The following is a 17918-nucleotide window of genomic DNA, read 5'->3' as shown; positions in this document are numbered from 1 at the left end:
AGCACGGGGGAGCACAAGGAGAGCGGGACTGGAGGGCCGGGGGGTCCGTCCAGTCCCGCTTCTCTGTGTACGGGCTGCTCTGTCCGCGGGTCTGTGTGCGGGCGCGCGTCACGCGGCCGTACGCGCCGTGGCGCACCGGCCCGCCGCCGCGGCGGCCAGACGGCCCATCGCCTCGTCCCGGTCGCAGGCGTGGGCGCCCAGGGCCGTCTGACGGGCGATGACCGACCGCTCCTGCCGCATCAGCCGCCAGCCGCGGCGCACCAGGAACGGCACGGACTTGCGGCCCTCCCGCAGGTCCCGCAGGAAGCGGCGGCGGAAGGTCGTCAGCGGGCCCCGGCTCAGGCACAGCGCGTCGGCGAGAACGCCCAGCTCCCGGCAGCGTGCCACGATTTCGGCGGCGAAGATGCCCTCCGCGAGGAACAGCGGGGTCCGCCCGATGTCGACCGCCTCCTCGCCGGTGCGGGCACTGAGCGCGAGGTCGTAGGCGGGCACCCGCGTACGGCCGGTGCGGCACAGCTCCGCGATGGCGGCGACGGCCGTGTCCGCGTCCCACGAGCCGGGGTGGTCCCAGTCGATGTCGGAGCTCTGCGGCACCAGCGGCAGCGTCGGGTCGGTGCCCTCCTTGTAGAAGTCGTCGAGCCGCAGCACCGGAAGGCCGGAGTGGGCGGCGAGGAGGGACTTGCCGGAGCCGGAAGGGCCGCAGAGCAGCACGACTCGCGTCGGTATGGGCGGATGGGAGCTCACGGGACACCAGTCTGAGGCATCGAACGGCCGCCTCACGACCCCTCGGGGGAGACTTTGCAGCACGCGTCACACCTGGGTCACCGTACGCGGTGACCTGATCACGGTCCGTACTGTTAGCACGGTAGTCCGTAGCAACCCACACCAAGAGGTGGCAGCAGCGATGGCCCGACACGCGTCCCCCCGCACCCCGCACGCACAGCGCGCCCTGGTCGCCCTCGCGACCACCGGAGCCGCCCTGGCAGCAGGAGCGGGGGCGGCCTCCGCGGACGGTGGCGAGACGATCGCCGGCCTGGCGCAGACCCGCCCCACCTCGATGGGCAACATCGATCCGCAGGCGGGTCTCCAGGCGGTGACCGGCATGGTCGGCTACGTCACCGGCCCGGTCGCCGACCTCAAGCCCAACCCGCTGGCCGGCACCGGCGTCGACCCGCTGGACAACGGCGTCGGCACGAAGGTCGCCGACTTCCAGCCGCTGGCGTCCACCGCCCTGACCGGGCCGGTGGCCCAGGCGCAGTCCCTGGGTGCCGTGCCGGTGGTGGGGCAGGTGACGGAGCTGGTGCGCTGACGGTCCGGTGACCGCATGCCGAGAGCCGCGCCTTCCCCGGACGGAGGGAAGACGCGGCTCGTCCCGTGGGTGCGGCGCGGGTGTGCCCGTACCCGTGGCGGCTCAGTACGACGAGCCGGACGCGCCCAGCGCGCCCGTCGGGTGCCAGACCGTCTTGGTCTCCAGGAACGCCGTCATGCGGTCGGTGCCGGGAGCCGCCGACCAGTCCACGTCGTCCACAGGCTGTGGACGCAGGACGCGCTTGAGGTTGTCGGCCGCGGCGATCTCCAGTTCCTTCGCCAGCACCTCGTCGGCGCCCGCGAGGTCGATCGCGTTGACGTCCTGGTGGGAGGCGAGGGGGGTGGCGATCTCGGCCGTACGGCCGGACAGGACGTTGACCACGCCGCCGGGGAGGTCGGAGGTGGCCAGCACCTCGCCGAGTGAGAGGGCCGGCAGCGGGGACTTCTCGCTCGCGATCACGACCGCCGTGTTGCCGGTCGCGATGACCGGGGCGACGACCGAGACCAGGCCGAGGAGCGATGACTCCTGCGGGGCGAGGACGGCGACCACGCCCGTCGGCTCCGGGGAGGAGAGGTTGAAGAAGGGGCCCGCGACCGGGTTGCCGCCGCCGACCACCTGGGCGATCTTGTCGGTCCAGCCCGCGTACCAGACCCAGCGGTCGATCGCGGCGTCGACCTGCGCCGCCGCCTTCGACTTCGACAGGCCCTCGGCGTCGGCGACCTCCGCGACGTACTGGTCGCGGCGGCCCTCCAGCATCTCGGCGATCCGGTAGAGGATCTGGCCGCGGTTGTACGCCGTCGCGCCGGACCAGCCGCCGAACGCCTTGCGCGCGGCGACCACCGCGTCACGGGCGTCCTTGCGGGAGGAGAGCGGGGCGTTCGCCAGCCACTTGCCCTTTGCGTCGGTCACCTCGTACACCCGGCCGCTCTCGGAACGCGGGAACTTCCCGCCGACGTACAGCTTGTAGGTCTTCAGCACATTGAGTCGCTCAGACATCGAGGTACGCCTCCAGGCCGTGGCGGCCGCCCTCGCGGCCGAAGCCCGACTCCTTGTAGCCGCCGAACGGCGACGTCGGGTCGAACTTGTTGAACGTGTTGGACCAGATCACACCCGCGCGGAGCTTGTTCGCGACCGCCAGGATGCGCGAGCCCTTCTCCGTCCAGATGCCCGCGGAGAGGCCGTACGGCGTGTTGTTGGCCTTGGCGACCGCCTCGTCGGGCGTACGGAAGGTGAGGACGGACAGGACGGGGCCGAAGATCTCGTCGCGGGCCACCGTGTGCGCCTGGGTGACGTTCGTGAAGAGCGTCGGGGCGAACCAGTAGCCGCTGTCCGGGATGTCGCAGGACGGGGACCAGCGCTCGGCGCCCTCCGCCTCGCCCTGGTCTGCCAGCGCGGTGATGCGGGCCAGCTGCTCGGCGGAGTTGATCGCGCCGATGTCGGTGTTCTTGTCCAGCGGGTCGCCCAGGCGCAGGGTGGAGAGCCTGCGCTTGAGGGAGTCCAGCAGCTCGTCGTGGATCGACTCCTGGACCAGCAGCCGGGAGCCCGCGCAGCAGACCTGGCCCTGGTTGAAGAAGATGCCGTTGACGATGCCCTCGACGGCCTGGTCGATCGGGGCGTCGTCGAAGACGATGTTGGCGCCCTTGCCGCCCAGTTCGAGCGTCAGCTTCTTGCGGGTGCCCGCGACCGTCCGCGCGATCTGCTTGCCGACGGCCGTGGAGCCGGTGAAGGCGACCTTGTTCACGTCGGGGTGGGCGACCAGCGCGGCGCCCGCGCGGCCGGCGCCGGTGATGATGTTGACGACGCCCTTGGGCAGGCCCGCCTGACGGCAGATGTCCGCGAAGAAGAGGGCGGAGAGGGGGGTCGTCTCGGCGGGCTTGAGGACGACCGTGTTGCCGGTCGCCAGCGCCGGGGCGATCTTCCACGCCAGCATCAGGAGGGGGAAGTTCCAGGGGATGACCTGGCCCGCGACGCCCAGGGGCTTCGGGTTCGCTCCGTAGCCCGCGTGGTCGAGCTTGTCGGCCCAGCCCGCGTAGTAGAAGAAGTGCGCGGCGACCAGGGGGAGGTCCGCGTCGCGGGTCTCCTTGATCGGCTTGCCGTTGTCCAGGGTCTCCAGGACGGCCAGCTCGCGGCTGCGTTCCTGGATGATGCGGGCGATGCGGAAGAGGTACTTCGCGCGCTCGGAGCCGGGGAGCGCCGACCACTTCTCGAACGCCTTGCGGGCGGCCGCGACGGCGCGGTCGACGTCCGCCTGGCCCGCCTCGGCGACCTCGGAGAGGACCTCCTCGGTCGAGGGGGAGACCGTCTTGAAGACCTTGCCGTCGGCGGCTTCGGTGAACTCGCCGTCGATGAACAGGCCGTACGAGGGCGCGATGTCGACGACCCCGCGGGACTCGGGTGCGGGTGCGTACTCGAAAACAGGTGCCATGGTGATCAGTCCACCGTCACGTAGTCGGGGCCGCTGTAACGGCCCGTGGCCAGCTTCTGACGCTGCATCAGCAGGTCGTTCAGGAGCGAGGAGGCGCCGAAGCGGAACCAGTGGTTGTCCAGCCAGTCCCCGCCCGCGGTCTCGTTGACCAGGACGAGGAACTTGATCGCGTCCTTGGTGGTGCGGATGCCGCCGGCCGGCTTCACGCCGACCTGGACGCCGGTCTGCGCGCGGAAGTCGCGGACCGCCTCCAGCATGAGGAGGGTGTTGGCGGGCGTGGCGTTGACCGCGACCTTGCCGGTGGACGTCTTGATGAAGTCGGCCCCGGCCAGCATGCCGAGCCAGCTCGCGCGGCGGATGTTGTCGTACGTCGACAGTTCGCCGGTCTCGAAGATGACCTTGAGGCGGGCCGCTTTTCCGCAGGCCTCGCGTACGGCGGTGATCTCGTCGTACACCTTCATGTAGTCGCCCGCGAGGAACGCCCCGCGGTCGATGACCATGTCGACCTCGTCCGCGCCCGCCGTCACGGCCTCGCGCACGTCGGCCAGCTTGACGGCGAGCGAGGCGCGGCCCGCCGGGAAGGCCGTGGCGACCGAGGCGACCTTCACGTCGGAACCGGCGACGGCCTCCTTGGCGGCGGGCACCATGTCGGGGTAGACGCAGACGGCCGCCGTGGCGGGGGTCGTACGGTCCGTCGGGTCGGGGCGGACCGCCTTCGCGCCGAGCGCCCGGACCTTGCCCGGGGTGTCCGCGCCTTCCAGCGTCGTCAGGTCGACCATCGAGATGGCGAGGTCGATGGCGTACGCCTTCGCGGTGGTCTTGATGGAACGGGTGCCGAGCGAGGCGGCGCGCGCCTCCAGGCCGACCGTGTCGACGCCGGGCAGCCCGTGGAGGAAGCGGCGCAGCGTGCTGTCGGACGCGGTGACGTCGGCGAGTCCGTGTGCGGGAACAGCGGATGCAGTGGTGGGCATGGTCACCAGGCGAGCATATCTACGCGCGTAGCGGCTGTACAGTCCCGTGCGCTCATTCTGCGGACCGGCACCGCCTATGAGCGTCCCCGGGGCCGTCGGGCACAATCGGCACCATGACGACCCCGGAGCCCCAGTCACCCTCGCCGCAGCCGTCGGTACCCGTGTCCAAGGACCGGATCTACCGCTCGCCCGCGGGCCTCGCCGGCGGCGTGCTGCTGCTCGCGCTCGCCCTGTGGCTCGGCATCGACGCCCTGGTCGCGGGCGAGGGCCGCACTCCCTGGATGGCGCTCGCGGCGCTGCTGTTCCTCGTGCCGCTCATCGCCGCCTACACCGTGCGGCCCGCCGTCTTCGCGAACGACGACCGGCTGCGGGTGCGCAATCCCTTCCGCGTGATCGTGCTGCCCTGGGGACAGGTCGCCTCGTTCCGGTCCGGCTACTCCAACGAGGTCTTCACGGAGTCCGGCGACAAGTACCAGCTGTGGTCCATCCCCGTCTCGCTGCGTGGCCGCAAGAAGGCGGCTCGGCAGGAGGCGCGGCGGGCCTCCGGGGGCGGCCGGGGGCGCGGTGGCGTGCTCGGAGGTCTCGGCGGGGGCGGTGCGCGGGCCGGCGCGGGTGGTGCCGGGGCCGCCGCGGCGGCGGACGGGCCGGTGCGGGCGGAGACCGACAAGGTCATGGACGAACTGCGCGAGATGCGGGAGGCGCGGGGGCCCGCCAACACGTCGCAGGGCGAGGTGACGGTGCGCTGGGCGTACGAGGTCGTCGCGCCGGTGGCGGCGGGGGCTGTGCTGCTCGCGGTGCTGCTGGCGACGGGCTGACGGTCCGGTCTGGTCTGGTTTGGTCCCTTCCGGTGCTGGTCTGGCCTGGTCTGGTCCCTTCCGGTCCTGGTCTGGTCTCGTCTGGTCTGTTCCAGTCCGGTCCGTGCGTGGGGTCGGACGCCGGGTGTGTCAGGGTGCGGCCGACCAGATCAGGAGCATGTACGCCCCGCAGTACGTGGAGCCCAGTACCGCCGCCGTCAGCACCAGGGCGCGGTGGCGCCGGGAGGCGCGGGACAGGTGCAGGGCCAGCGGCAGGAGCAGGGGGAAGGCCGGGAGCAGGAAGCGGGCCCGGGAGAAGTACACGCCGCCACTGCCCAGGACGATCGCCAGCATGACGCCCGTGAAGACCAGCAGAGCGGCGGGCTGGCGGTCCCACGCCGACAGGCCGAAGAGGACCACCGACGCGATCAGCGTGAGTGTCACCATCACCAGGAACAGCTGTGGTGTCGGGTCGCGCCACAGCAGCCACCGGATCTGGTGCAGCGTCCGCAGGCCGCCGTCCAGCTCGTTGTACCAGAGCCGCTGTACGGCGAAGTAGCCGTCCCAGCGGCCCAGGCGCAGGCCCACCCAGCCGAGGTACGCGCACCAGCCGAGCGGCGCGAGGAGCGCGGCCGCGAGGACGCGCGGGACGAGGGCGCGGTGGCGGACCAGGTGCAGCAGCGCCGTCATGGTGACCGCCGCCGCCACCGCGACGCCGGTCGGGCGGGTCAGCCCGGCGAGCGTGGCGAAGGCCGCCGCACACAGCCAGCGACCCGTGAGCACCGCGTACAGCGACCAGGCCGCGCACGCCGTGAACAGCGACTCCGTGTAGCCCATCCACTGCACCGCGCCGACCGGGAACGCCGCCCACAGCGTGGTGAGGAGCACGCCGGCGCGGCGGCCGTGCAGGTGGTCGCCGACCGCGAAGATGCCCCACGCCGCGAGGAGCGAGGCGACGACCGCGAGGCCGAGGCCGGTCGACGCGCGTGAGCCCGGGGTGAGCACCGCCACGGCCTTCACCAGCACCGGGTAGAGCGGGAAGAAGGCCAGGTTGTTGGTGTTGTGCGCGGTGCCGAGCTCGTCGTCGTAGCCGTGGTCGGCGATGGCGAGGTACCAGTCGGAGTCCCACTGCGCGGCGAGGTTCACCCAGAGGTCCTGGTGCCGGCGGGGGGCCCAGATCACGAGCACGAGCAGACCCGTGAGGCGTACGGCGAGATAGGCGCCGAGGGCGGGGGCGGCGTGGCGTGCGGCACGGCGTGCGGCGCGCAGGACGCGCCGGGCGTGGGCGCGGGCGTTGCTCTGCGGGGGTGGGGTGGTGGTCGCGGGGGGCCGGGGGCGCCGGGTGCCGGGGATGTGTCCGCTGGGGGTGGTCTTGGGGGCGGTCGAGGACACGGCGGCGGCTCCCTGGTGGCTCGGCGGTGCGCGTACCGGCGGTGCTTGCGTGTACCGGCGGTGCGTTTTCCGGTCCACCGTTGCCCGGGGGGCCGCTTCGGGAGGGGACGGCGGGTCAACGGGCAGGGGGAAATCACCCGATGGGGTGCCTCCGGGTGGGGGCACCCCATCGGGTTCGGGTGGGCAGCGTCGGGTTCGGTCGGCCTCGGGTTCGGGTGGTCGGCCTTGCCTCAGATGCCCGCTGCCGTCGACAGGTCCCGCTTGAGGGCCGTCAACAGGTCCGTCGCCTTCGCGCGGGCCTCGGGAAGGTCGACGTGTGCCGTGACCGGGACGACCACCTCCAGGTAGCACTTCAGCTTGGGCTCCGTACCGCTCGGGCGGACGATCACCCGGGCGCCGTCGAGGGTGTAGCGCAGGCCGTCCGTGGGCGGCAGCGTGTCCGTGCCCCGGGTGAGGTCCTCGGCCTTCGTGACGGCGAGGCCCGCGAGGCGGGTGGGGGGCTGTTCGCGCAGGCGGTGCATCGCGGCGGCGATGAGGGAGAGGTCCTCGACGCGGACCGAGAGCTGGTCGGTGGCGTGCAGGCCGTGCTCGACCGCGATGTCGTCGAGGAGGTCGAGGAGGGTGCGGCCCTCCTCCTTGAGGGACGAGGCCAGTTCCGTGATCAGGAGGGCCGCGGTGATGCCGTCCTTGTCGCGTACGCCCTCGGGGTCGACGCAGTAGCCGAGGGCCTCCTCGTAGCCGTAGCGCAGGCCCTCGACGCGGGCGATCCACTTGAAGCCGGTGAGGGTCTCCTCGAACGGGAGATGCGCCTTCTCGGCGATGCGGCCGAGGAGGGAGGAGGAGACGATCGACTCCGCGAACGTGCCGTGCGCTCCGCGGGTGACCAGGTGGGCGGCGAGGAGGGCGCCGACCTCGTCGCCGCGGAGCATGCGCCAGTCGGTGCCGTCCTGTACGGCGACGGCGAGGCGGTCGGCGTCCGGGTCGTTGGCGATGATCAGGTCGGGGTCGGTCTCGCGGGCCTTCGCGAAGGCGAGGTCCATCGCGCCGGGCTCTTCCGGGTTGGGGAAGGCGACGGTGGGGAAGTCCGGGTCGGGGTCGGCCTGCTCGGTGACGAGGGCGGGCTCCGGGAAGCCGGCGCGGGCGAAGGCGGCGAGGAGGGGGTCCTTGCCGACGCCGTGCATCGCCGTGTACACGGTGCGGGCGGTGCGGGGGGAGCCCTCGGAGAGGACCGCGTCCGTGCGGGCGAGGTAGGCGTCGAGGACGGTGTCGTCGAGGGTCTGCCAGCCGGTTTCGGGGCGGGGGACGTCGTCCAGGGTGCGTACGGCGTCGATCTCCGCTGCGATCTCGGCGTCGGCGGGGGGCACGATCTGGGAGCCGTCGCCGAGGTAGACCTTGTAGCCGTTGTCGCGGGGCGGGTTGTGGCTGGCGGTGACCTCCACGCCGGCGACGGCGCCGAGGTGCCGTATGGCGAAGGCGAGGACGGGGGTGGGGAGGGGGCGGGGGAGGACGGCCGCCCTGAGGCCGGCGCCGGTCATGACGGCGGCGGTGTCGCGGGCGAAGTCCTGCGACTTGTGGCGGGCGTCGTAGCCGATGACGACGAGGCCGTCGGTATGGCCCTGCTTCTTCAGGTACCCGGCGAGGCCGGCGGCGGCGCGGATGACGACGGCGCGGTTCATGCGCATGGGACCGGCGCCGAGTTCGCCGCGCAGGCCGGCGGTGCCGAACTGGAGGGTGCCGGAGAAGCGTGCGGTGAGCTCGGCGTGGTCCTCGGCGTCGATGAGCTTGGCGAGCTCGGCGCGGGTGTCCGGGTCGGGGTCCTCGGCCAGCCATGCCCTGGCCCGTGCGAGGAGGTCGTCGTGCACGTCGGTCAGCCTCTCGTGTGTGGTCGTGCGGGGTGCCTGCGGCGGCCTGTGCGGGGTGGGTGGGGGTGCGGGTAGCGCGTGCGGTGGTGGGGTGGGTCGGGCCGCGCCGGGGGGTGTCCGTCCTCGGAACGGCGCGGAATCGGTTGGCCACGGAAGTGCTGTCCGTTGACGCGCCAACCGCTGCGGGCGGACACCCCCCGACACGTCCCTTCTCGCCGTTCGCGGCTTCCCGCCCCGCCCCGCCCCGCGCAGCTGCGGGCAGTCGTGCCGCTGGGGCGGCACGGGTGGGCGCAGCGGCACCCCGCAGCGCCGGGCCGCGCGACCCACCCCCGGCCCGCACTCACGCCGGGTGCCGAAGGAGCGCCGCCCCCACCCGGCGCCCCGGGCTACAGCCGCCCCAGCACCTGCGTCAGCAGCGAACCCATCCGCGCGGCGGAGTCGCGGCCTGCCTGCAGGACCTCCTCGTGGTTGAGGGGTTCGCCCGTCATGCCCGCCGCGAGGTTGGTCACCAGGGAGATGCCCAGGACCTCCGCGCCGGCCTCGCGGGCGGCGATCGCCTCCAGGACCGTCGACATGCCCACCAGGTCGGCCCCGATGACGCGGGCCATGCGGATCTCGGCCGGCGTCTCGTAGTGCGGGCCGGGGAACTGGGCGTAGACGCCCTCCTCCAGCGTGGGGTCGACCTCCTTGCACAGGGCGCGCAGGCGGGGGGAGTAGAGGTCGGTGAGGTCGACGAAGTTGGCGCCGACGATGGGGGAGGTGGCTGTGAGGTTGATGTGGTCGCTGATCAGCACCGGCTGGCCGGGGCGCATGCCCTCGCGCAGGCCACCGCAGCCGTTGGTCAGGATGATCGTCTTGGCGCCGGCGGCGACGGCCGTGCGGACGCCGTGGGAGACGGCGGCCACGCCGTGACCCTCGTAGTAGTGGGTGCGGCCCAGGAAGACCAGCGCGCGCTTGTCGCCGATGGAGTACGAGCGGACCTTGCCGCCGTGTCCCTCCACTGCGGGCTTGGGGAAGCCCGGCAGGTCGGTGACCTGGAGATCGGTCTCGGGGGCGCCCAGGGCGTCCACGGCCGGTGCCCAGCCGGAGCCCATCACGAGGGCTACGTCGTGGGACTCGGCGCCGGTGAGTTCGCGCAGGCGGGCCGCGGCGGCGTCGGCGGCGGCGTAGGGGTCGCCCTGGATGTCGTCCGGAAGAAGAGATGCGTTCACGCCGAAGAGGGTAGCCGGTTTACGCCTACGCGCGTAGATGACAGAGCTCACGGGATTGCGATTGTTGTTTTGTTGTTTTTGACGAGGGGCTGTGGCTTGTGGCTCAGCAGGGGCGCTTGCGTAGTTCCATGACGTAGTCGTGCGGCGCGCCGGCCGATTCCGCGGCGTCCGCCACCTCGCCCAGGTAGCGGGCGGAGGGCAGGCCGCCCTCGTAGGCGTTCAGGACGTACGTCCAGGCGTTCTCCTCGCCCTCCAGGGTGTGGACGCGGACGCGGGTGCGGCGGTATATGTCCAGACCCACGCCCTCCCAGCGGTCGAGCGAGTCCTCGTCCATCGGGGCGATGTCGTACAGGGCCACGAAGACCTGGGAGATCGGGTCCTCGACGAGGGTCGCGAGCGCGCCCTCCCAGCCCATGTGCTCGCCCCCGAAGGTCAGCCGCCACCCGTTCAGCCAGCCGGTGGCGCGCAGCGGCGAGTGCGGTGCGCGGCGGGTCATCAACCGCGCGTCGAGGTTGCCGGCGTAAGCGGCGTAGAGCGACATGGGGGAGAGGGTACGGCAGGGCTCCCGGGAGTCGCTCTTGTAACAGACGTGCCCCCGGGCGGCCCCAGATTGAAGGGTGCGGGACAATGGAGTACGTGACTCGGATCGTGATCATTGGCGGCGGACCCGGCGGATACGAAGCGGCGCTGGTGGCCGCACAGCTCGGCGCGGAGGTGACCGTCGTCGACTGCGACGGTCTGGGCGGGGCGTCGGTGCTGACCGACTGCGTGCCGTCCAAGACCCTCATCGCCACGGCCGAGGTGATGACCACCTTCGATTCGTCTTACGAAGAGCTGGGGATCATCGTCGCCGACGACACCCCGCCCATGGAGCAGGCCGCCCGGGTGGTCGGCGTGGACCTGGGGAAGGTCAATCGGCGTGTGAAGCGGCTCGCGCTGGCGCAGTCGCACGACATCACCGCCTCCGTGACGCGTGCAGGTGCGCGGGTCATGCGCGGGCGCGGGCGGCTGGAGGGCATGCAGGCGCTCGACGGGTCACGGAAGGTCGTGGTGCGCGCCGCCGACGGGAGCGAGGAGACGCTCACCGCGGACGCGGTGCTGATCGCGACCGGTGGGCATCCGCGGGAGCTGCCGGACGCGCGGCCCGACGGGGAGCGCATCCTGAACTGGACCCAGGTGTACGACTTGGATGAGCTGCCCGAGGAGCTCATCGTGGTGGGGTCGGGTGTGACCGGTGCCGAGTTCGCCGGCGCCTACCAGGCCCTCGGGTCGCGGGTCACGCTCGTGTCGTCGCGGGACCGGGTGCTGCCCGGCGAGGACCCGGACGCCGCCGCCGTGCTGGAGGACGTCTTCCGGCGGCGCGGCATGAACGTCATGTCGCGGTCGCGGGCCCAGTCCGCCAAGCGTGTCGGGGACCGGGTGGAGGTGACGCTCGCCGACGGACGCGTCATCACCGGCTCGCACTGTCTGGTGGCCGTGGGCGCCATCCCCAACACCGACGGGATGGGGCTGGAGGAGGCCGGGGTCAAGCTCAAGGACTCCGGGCACATCCGGACCGACCGGGTCTCACGGACCTCCGCGCCCGGCGTGTACGCCGCCGGTGACGTGACCGGTATCTTCGCGCTCGCCTCGGTCGCCGCCATGCAGGGGCGCATCGCCATGTACCACTTCCTCGGGGACGCGGTCACCCCGCTGAACCTGAAGACCGTCTCGTCCAACGTCTTCACCGACCCCGAGATCGCCACCGTCGGGTACTCACAGGCCGACGTCGACGCCGGCAAGATCGACGCCCGCGTGGTGAAGCTGCCGCTGCTGCGGAACCCGCGCGCCAAGATGCAGGGCATCCGGGACGGGTTCGTCAAGATCTTCTGCCGGCCGGGTACCGAGATCGTCGTGGGTGGTGTGGTCGTGGCGCCGCGCGCCTCGGAGCTCATCCATCCCATCTCGATCGCGGTCGACAACAACCTGACGGTCGAACAGATCGCGAACGCCTTCACCGTGTATCCCTCCCTTTCGGGGTCGATCGCGGAGGTGGCGCGGCAGTTGCACACGCGGAAGGCCGGCGGAGAGGGCTAGCGCTCCGCTCTTGTCTGCGGCTGGAATCGACTCCCCGCTGGTCACGGGGAGTTGCGGAGCTTGCGGGCGGCATAGGCGGACTGGGTAGGCCCGTATACCACTTCCGGCTCTGGCGTGCGAACAACTTCTGTTATTCGGCGCATACTGCTGAAAGCAGACGGTCGTTGGGGTTACTGTCAGTTTCGTGTTCGCTGCAGAACGTCGCCAATTGATCCTCGAAATGGTGCGAGCGAACGGGGCCGTGTCGCTCCGTGAGCTCGCCCGCGTCGTCCAGACCTCCGAAGTGACCGTACGGCGGGACGTGCGCGCACTGGAGGCAGAAGGACTCCTCGACCGCCGGCACGGCGGTGCGGTATTGCCGGGCGGGTTCACGCGAGAGTCCGGCTTTCCGCAGAAGTCCCATCTCGCGACCGCCGAGAAGACGGCCATCGCCGACCTCGCCGCGGGCTTCGTCGAAGAGGGCGAGGCCATCGTGGTCGGGGCGGGTACCACGACGCAGGAGCTGGCGCGCCGGCTCGCGCGGGTGCCCGGGCTGACCGTCGTCACCAACTCGCTGCTGGTTGCCCAGGCCCTCGCCCACGCCAACCGGGTCGAGGTCGTGATGACCGGTGGCACCCTCCGGGGGTCCAACTACGCCCTCGTCGGCTCCGGTGCCGAACAGTCCCTGCAAGGGCTGCGCGTCTCCAAGGCCTTCCTGTCCGGGAGCGGGCTGACGGCGGAGCGGGGCCTGTCCACGTCCAACATGCTGTCGGCGTCCGTCGACCGCGCGCTGGTGCAGGCCGCCGCCGAGGTCGTCGTCCTCGCCGACCACTCCAAGCTGGGCACGGACACCATGTTCCAGACCGTGCCCACGGACGTCATCACCCGCCTGGTCACGGACGAGCCGCCCGCACACGACGACCGTGCCGCCACCGAGCTCCAGGCCCTGGCCGACCAGGGCGTGCAGATCGCCGTGACCGGCGCGTCGGGGGGTGCGACGACGACCGGATCAGGGGGCCCGGGGGCCTCAGGGGCCTCCGGAAATGATGCCGTCCCGGCGCGTCAGCAGCGTCGGGACGTGCCGCTTCCGGGGCCGCGCCGTCAGGTCCCGGGCGCGGCGGCGGGCCTGCGGTCGGCCACGGCCCTGGGTGAGCAGAACGCCGGGACGGAACGGGCACGCGTCGCGGATCTGCGCCGACGCTGAGCCACCGCACGGTCCGTCGCGTCCCCGGCACCAACGGCGGGGCGCCCGGCGGACCGTCGTGGTCCACCGGGCGCCCCGGACGTCGCGTGCGCTCGCTCAGTCCTTGATGTCGCAGATGGCGGCGCCGGAGGTGACGGAGGCGCCGACTTCGGCGCCCAGGCCCTTGACGGTGCCGGACTTGTGGGCGTTGAGGGGCTGTTCCATCTTCATGGCCTCCAGGACGACGATCAGGTCGCCTTCCTGGACCTCCTGGCCTTCCTCCACCGCGATCTTCACGATGGTGCCCTGCATCGGGGAGGCGAGGGTGTCACCGGACGCGGCGGGCCCGGACTTCTTCGCCGCGCGGCGCTTGGGCTTGGCGCCGGCCGCGAGACCGGTGCGGGCCAGGCTCATGCCGAGGCTGGAGGGGAGGGAGACCTCCAGGCGCTTGCCGCCGACCTCGACGACGACCGTCTCCCGGCCGATCTCGTCGTCCGCCTCGGTGTCCGCGGGGGCGGCGAAGGGCTTGATCTCGTTGACGAACTCCGTCTCGATCCACCGGGTGTGGACCGTGAACGGGTCGGTGGAGCCGGTCAGTTCCGGCGCGAAGGCCGGGTCCTGGACCACCGTCCGGTGGAAGGGGATCGCGGTGGCCATGCCCTCCACGGTGAACTCCTCCAGCGCGCGGGAGGCACGCTGGAGGGCCTCGGCGCGGGTACGGCCGGTCACGATCAGCTTCGCCAGCAGTGAGTCCCACGCCGGGCCGATGACCGACCCGGACTCGACGCCGGCGTCCAGGCGCACGCCCGGGCCGGCCGGGGGGTCGAAGAGGGTGACGGTGCCGGGGGCGGGGAGGAAGCCCCGGCCGGGGTCCTCGCCGTTGATACGGAACTCGAAGGAGTGGCCGCGCAGGACCGGGTCGCCGTAGCCGAGTTCTTCACCGTCGGCGATGCGGAACATCTCCCGGACCAGGTCGATGCCGGCCACCTCCTCGGTGACCGGGTGTTCGACCTGGAGGCGGGTGTTGACCTCCAGGAAGGAGATCGTGCCGTCGGTGCCGACGAGGAACTCCACCGTGCCGGCGCCGACGTAGCCGGCCTCCTTCAGGATCGCCTTGGAGGCCGCGTACAGCTCGTCGACCTGCGCCTGGGACAGGAACGGGGCCGGCGCCTCCTCCACCAGTTTCTGGTGGCGGCGCTGGAGGGAGCAGTCGCGGGTGGAGACGACGACCACGTTGCCGTGGGTGTCGGCCAGGCACTGGGTCTCCACGTGGCGGGGCTTGTCGAGGTAGCGCTCGACGAAGCACTCCCCGCGGCCGAACGCGGCCACCGCCTCACGCACGGCGGAGTCGTAGAGTTCGGGGACCTCTTCCAGGGTGCGGGCGACCTTGAGGCCGCGGCCGCCGCCGCCGAAGGCCGCCTTGATCGCGATGGGCAGGCCGTGCTCCTTGGCGAAGGCCACGACCTCCTCCGCGCCGGAGACCGGGTCGGGGGTGCCGGCGACCAGCGGGGCGCCGGCCCGCTGGGCGATGTGGCGGGCGGCGACCTTGTCGCCCAGGTCACGGATGGCGTGCGGGGGCGGGCCGATCCAGATCAGGCCCGCGTCCAGGACCGCCTGGGCGAACTCGGCGTTCTCGGAAAGGAATCCGTAGCCGGGGTGGATGGCGTCCGCGCCCGACTCACGCGCGGCCCTGAGGACCTTGGCGATGTCCAGGTAACTGGTGCCGGGGGTGTCACCACCCAGGGCGAACGCCTCATCAGCGGCGCGGACATGCAGAGCGTCCCGGTCCGGGTCCGCGTAGACGGCCACGCTCGCGATCCCCGCGTCCCGGCAGGCCCGGGCCACACGGACAGCGATTTCGCCACGATTGGCGATGAGCACCTTGCGCACGATTGAGGCTCCCTCCTTGAAACAAGCCGAGTTTAGGGACTGCCGACACGGCACTTCGACCCGTCCCCAATGGTGAGCTTGCCCACACGGAGCGTGATTCGAGGCTCGCTCGACCCGCGAAAGTCCTTGTCGTACCGCGATACGCAGGACTACTCGGGGAAACCCTAGCTTTCCGATGTGGGCAAGGTCTCTGTAAGAGGGTGCTGCGGGCCACTCCGTTTCTTTGTGGAGTCCCTACGAATGGCCCAATGATTCTTTGCTCGCGGCAGACCTCTTGTCGCGAGGTTTACCCGTTAGTAACGTTCCGGGTGTCTCGAACGTACTTGGGGTAACAGCTGTCCTGTGCGGGCAGCGGTCGAAAGTGGGTGGGGACCGGTGTCAGTGCGCAGGCCGGTGGCGTGGATCGTGGCGGTCGTGCTCTTCGTGGAGGCGGTCGGCGTCGCGGCGCTGAACTGGTTCCTCGGGATCGTCGTCGACCGGCAGGACATGTCCCTGGCCGGTCTCGACCCGGACATGATGTCCGTGTCCTCGAAGATCGGCGGTGTCGTCTTCGGGCTCTACTTCGCGCTGTGCGGGCTGGTGGCCCTGCTCGTGGCGTTGCGCGACCGGGCGCCCGCCGGCCTCGGCCGGGTCCTGCTGATCAGCGCGGCCGTGGTGCACGGGGTGCTGGGTGCCTTCACCTGGGGGCTGGTCGGCTGGCACGCCTTCCTGTTCATGATCCTCACCCTCGCCCTCATCGTGCTGCTGCTGATGACCTACGACGCTCGCGAGGAACCCGCGGCCGGGCAGCGGCCCGAGGACGGCAAGGGTGGCGACGGCTCCCCCGTCAGCCCTCCGCCGGCGCCCACAACTCCGTGATCCCGACCCCGAGTTCGGCGAGCAGTCGGCGTACGAGGGGCAGGCTGATGCCGATCACGTTCCCGTGGTCGCCCTCGATGCCGTCGATGAACGGGGCCGAGCGGCCGTCCAGGGTGAACGCCCCGGCGACGTAGAGGGGCTCGCCGGAGGCCACGTAGGCCGCGACCTCCTCGTCGGTCGGCTCGCCGAAGCGGACGACGGTGGAGGCGGTGGCCGAGACGTGGCGGCCGGAGGCGGTGTCCCAGACGCAGTGGCCGGTCTGCAGCGTGCCCGCCCGGCCGCGCATCGCCTTCCAGCGGGCGGTGGCCTCCTCGGCGTCCGCCGGCTTGCCGAGCGCCTGGCCGTCCAGGTCGAGCACCGAGTCGCAGCCGATCACCAGGGCGCCGTGCACCTCGGGCTTCGCGGCCACGACGGAGGCCTTGGCCTCGGCGAGGGCGAGGGCCAGCTCGGCGGGGGTGGGCGCCGTGACGGCGTCCTCGTCGACGCCGCTCACGAGCACCTCGGGGGCGAGCCCGGCCTGGCGGAGCAGGCCGAGCCGGGCCGGGGACTGGGAGGCGAGGACGAGTCGCCTGCGGCGCTGAGCAGTCATGGGATCAGGTTAGTCACCCGGACGGGGCGGTTCACCCCAGGCCGATCACGATCATCGCGAGAACCATGGCCAGCGCCAGGAAAACGCTGAGCCGCCGCAGCATGTCCTGCATGTCGCGCAGTTCCTCGGGCGGCTCGTTCTCGGGGTCGGACCACAGCATGCCACTAGCGTGGGGCTTGGCTGGGGGCGGCGCTTGAGTACGGGTACTTATTTGGGGGCGCGGGGTTGCGGTGCTGTGCGCGGTTCCCCGCGCCCCTGGGTTGGCTGCGCTCAGGCCGGCCAGTAAGTGCGGCCCCAGGACGCCGGGCCCGGATGAGGGAGCCGGTGGGACGCGATGCGGGACGGGTCGGACCACGCGGCGCGCGGGGGCTCGGCGCCGGACGGCTCGGCGGCTGCCGTCGCGGCGCGGGCGCGGACCACCGCCAGGGCGGCGGCCAGCTCCTCCGGGGTGGGGTTGCCCCGTACGACCTTGATCACAGCGGCTCCTTACAGGGGGATGTTGCCGTGCTTCTTCGGGGGAGGGATTCCCGCTTCGTACGCAGCTGACGCAGGCCGCGGACGATGTGGCGGCGGGTGTCGGACGGCATGATCACCGCGTCGACGTAGCCGCGCTCGGCCGCCGTGTAGGGGTTGAGGAGGGCGTCCTCGTACTCCTGGATCAGGCGGGCCCGGGTGGCCTCGGCGTCGTCACCGGCTTCGGTGATGGTGCGGCGGTGCAGGATGTTGACCGCGCCCTGGGCGCCCATGACGGCGATCTGGGCGGTGGGCCAGGCGAGGTTCAGGTCGGCGCCCAGGTGCTTGGAGCCCATGACGTCGTAGGCGCCGCCGAAGGCCTTGCGGGTGATGACCGTGATCAGGGGGACGGTGGCCTCGGCGTAGGCGAAGATCAGCTTGGCGCCGCGGCGGATGATGCCGTCGTGCTCCTGGTCGACGCCGGGCAGGAAGCCGGGGACGTCCACGAAGGTGATGACGGGGACGTTGAAGGCGTCGCAGGTGCGCACGAAGCGGGCGGCCTTCTCGGACGCGGTGATGTCCAGGCAGCCGGCGAACTGCATAGGCTGGTTGGCGACGATGCCGACCGGGCGGCCCTCGACGCGGCCGAAGCCGGTGAGGATGTTCGGCGCGAACAGCGGCTGCGTCTCGAAGAACTCGGCGTCGTCGAGGGCGTGCTCGATGACGGTGTGCATGTCGTACGGCTGGTTCGCCGAGTCCGGGACGATCACGTCCAGCTCGCGGTCCTCGTCCGTGACCTCCAGGTCCGCCTCCTCGGGGAAGGCGGGCGGGTCGGAGAGGTTGTTGGACGGCAGGTACGACAGCAGCTGCTTGACGTACTCGATGGCGTCCTTCTCGTCGCCGGCCATGTGGTGGGCCACGCCGGA

General features: G+C 71.8%; 17 protein-coding genes and 1 pseudogene. 5 read left to right on the top strand and 13 right to left on the bottom strand.

Annotated elements, in window-relative coordinates:
* Positions 1–108 precede the first annotated feature (108 nt).
* Positions 109–744, bottom strand: coding sequence for a uridine kinase (locus tag ACFCZF_RS29755; protein WP_376674251.1), 636 nt, complete (start codon positions 742–744; stop codon positions 109–111).
* A 160-nt stretch (positions 745–904) separates the two neighbouring features.
* Here ACFCZF_RS29755 and ACFCZF_RS29750 point away from each other — a divergent pair, with 160 nt between their 5' ends.
* Entirely contained in the window at positions 905–1309 is a 405-nt protein-coding gene (locus tag ACFCZF_RS29750; protein ID WP_376674250.1) for a hypothetical protein, read from the top strand.
* 102 nt (positions 1310–1411) lie between these two features.
* Here the strand turns inward: ACFCZF_RS29750 and ACFCZF_RS29745 are convergent, their stop codons facing one another.
* From ACFCZF_RS29745 to deoC, 3 genes are read right to left on the bottom strand one after another with little or no spacing between them, the layout of a single operon-like run.
* Positions 1412–2305, bottom strand: a complete 894-nt coding sequence (locus ACFCZF_RS29745) for an aldehyde dehydrogenase family protein (protein WP_376674249.1) — start codon at positions 2303–2305, stop codon at positions 1412–1414.
* Positions 2298–3734 (bottom strand): aldehyde dehydrogenase family protein, encoded by a 1437-nt coding sequence (locus tag ACFCZF_RS29740; protein ID WP_376674248.1) that lies wholly within the window; start codon positions 3732–3734, stop codon positions 2298–2300. Before ACFCZF_RS29740 ends, ACFCZF_RS29745 begins: the two co-directional genes overlap by 8 nt.
* 5 nt (positions 3735–3739) lie before the next feature.
* Complete coding sequence (deoC, locus tag ACFCZF_RS29735; protein WP_376674247.1) at positions 3740–4705, bottom strand: deoxyribose-phosphate aldolase; 966 nt, start codon at positions 4703–4705, stop codon at positions 3740–3742.
* Between the two features lie 113 nt (positions 4706–4818).
* Here deoC and ACFCZF_RS29730 point away from each other — a divergent pair, with 113 nt between their 5' ends.
* Entirely contained in the window at positions 4819–5520 is a 702-nt protein-coding gene (locus ACFCZF_RS29730; protein ID WP_375921230.1) for a PH domain-containing protein, read from the top strand.
* A 129-nt stretch (positions 5521–5649) separates the two neighbouring features.
* Here ACFCZF_RS29730 and ACFCZF_RS29725 read toward each other — a convergent pair whose 3' ends face one another.
* The 4 genes from ACFCZF_RS29725 to ACFCZF_RS29710 form a co-directional block, all read right to left on the bottom strand.
* The gene (locus tag ACFCZF_RS29725) at positions 5650–6891 is read right to left on the bottom strand and encodes a hypothetical protein (protein WP_376674246.1); all 1242 of its coding nucleotides are present in this window, start codon (positions 6889–6891) and stop codon (positions 5650–5652) included.
* Between the two features lie 230 nt (positions 6892–7121).
* Positions 7122–8753, bottom strand: coding sequence for a phospho-sugar mutase (locus tag ACFCZF_RS29720; RefSeq protein WP_376674245.1), 1632 nt, complete (start codon positions 8751–8753; stop codon positions 7122–7124).
* Positions 8754–9139: 386 nt separating this feature from the next.
* Positions 9140–9964, bottom strand: coding sequence for a purine-nucleoside phosphorylase (locus tag ACFCZF_RS29715; protein WP_376674244.1), 825 nt, complete (start codon positions 9962–9964; stop codon positions 9140–9142).
* A 103-nt stretch (positions 9965–10067) separates the two neighbouring features.
* The gene (locus tag ACFCZF_RS29710) at positions 10068–10505 is read right to left on the bottom strand and encodes a gamma-glutamylcyclotransferase (protein ID WP_310871566.1); all 438 of its coding nucleotides are present in this window, start codon (positions 10503–10505) and stop codon (positions 10068–10070) included.
* 86 nt (positions 10506–10591) lie between these two features.
* Here ACFCZF_RS29710 and ACFCZF_RS29705 point away from each other — a divergent pair, with 86 nt between their 5' ends.
* A complete protein-coding gene (locus ACFCZF_RS29705) occupies positions 10592–12040 on the top strand; it encodes an NAD(P)H-quinone dehydrogenase (protein WP_310871565.1) in 1449 nt (482 codons plus the stop codon).
* Between the two features lie 184 nt (positions 12041–12224).
* Positions 12225–13223, top strand: a complete 999-nt coding sequence (locus tag ACFCZF_RS29700) for a DeoR/GlpR family DNA-binding transcription regulator (protein WP_375921243.1) — start codon at positions 12225–12227, stop codon at positions 13221–13223.
* Between the two features lie 96 nt (positions 13224–13319).
* Here ACFCZF_RS29700 and ACFCZF_RS29695 read toward each other — a convergent pair whose 3' ends face one another.
* The gene (locus tag ACFCZF_RS29695) at positions 13320–15092 is read right to left on the bottom strand and encodes an acetyl/propionyl/methylcrotonyl-CoA carboxylase subunit alpha (protein WP_376674243.1); all 1773 of its coding nucleotides are present in this window, start codon (positions 15090–15092) and stop codon (positions 13320–13322) included.
* A gap of 375 nt (positions 15093–15467) precedes the next feature.
* On the opposite strand from ACFCZF_RS29695, the gene ACFCZF_RS29690 reads away from it, so the two are divergent.
* Positions 15468–15950 (top strand): hypothetical protein, encoded by a 483-nt coding sequence (locus ACFCZF_RS29690; RefSeq protein WP_376674242.1) that lies wholly within the window; start codon positions 15468–15470, stop codon positions 15948–15950.
* Here ACFCZF_RS29690 and ACFCZF_RS29685 read toward each other — a convergent pair.
* The 4 genes and pseudogenes from ACFCZF_RS29685 to ACFCZF_RS29670 form a co-directional block, all read right to left on the bottom strand.
* Entirely contained in the window at positions 15919–16539 is a 621-nt protein-coding gene (locus ACFCZF_RS29685; protein ID WP_210957754.1) for a nucleoside triphosphate pyrophosphatase, read from the bottom strand. The two genes, ACFCZF_RS29690 and ACFCZF_RS29685, sit on opposite strands and share 32 nt — an antisense overlap.
* A gap of 31 nt (positions 16540–16570) precedes the next feature.
* Entirely contained in the window at positions 16571–16699 is a 129-nt protein-coding gene (gene mmpB, locus ACFCZF_RS29680) for a morphogenic membrane protein MmpB (protein ID WP_376674241.1), read from the bottom strand.
* 110 nt (positions 16700–16809) lie between these two features.
* Positions 16810–17016: an acyl-CoA carboxylase epsilon subunit gene (locus ACFCZF_RS29675; protein WP_376674240.1), complete on the bottom strand. Its 207-nt coding sequence runs from the start codon at positions 17014–17016 to the stop codon at positions 16810–16812.
* Positions 17017–17025: 9 nt separating this feature from the next.
* Positions 17026–17918: pseudogene (locus ACFCZF_RS29670) on the bottom strand (acyl-CoA carboxylase subunit beta); the annotation flags it as partial.

It is taken from the genome of Streptomyces sp. NPDC056296 (assembly GCF_042268605.1).
In the GTDB taxonomy this organism is placed as follows: Bacteria; Actinomycetota; Actinomycetes; order Streptomycetales; family Streptomycetaceae; genus Streptomyces.
Note: the sequence above shows the minus strand (reverse complement) of the source record. Positions and strands in the feature narration are given on the sequence as shown.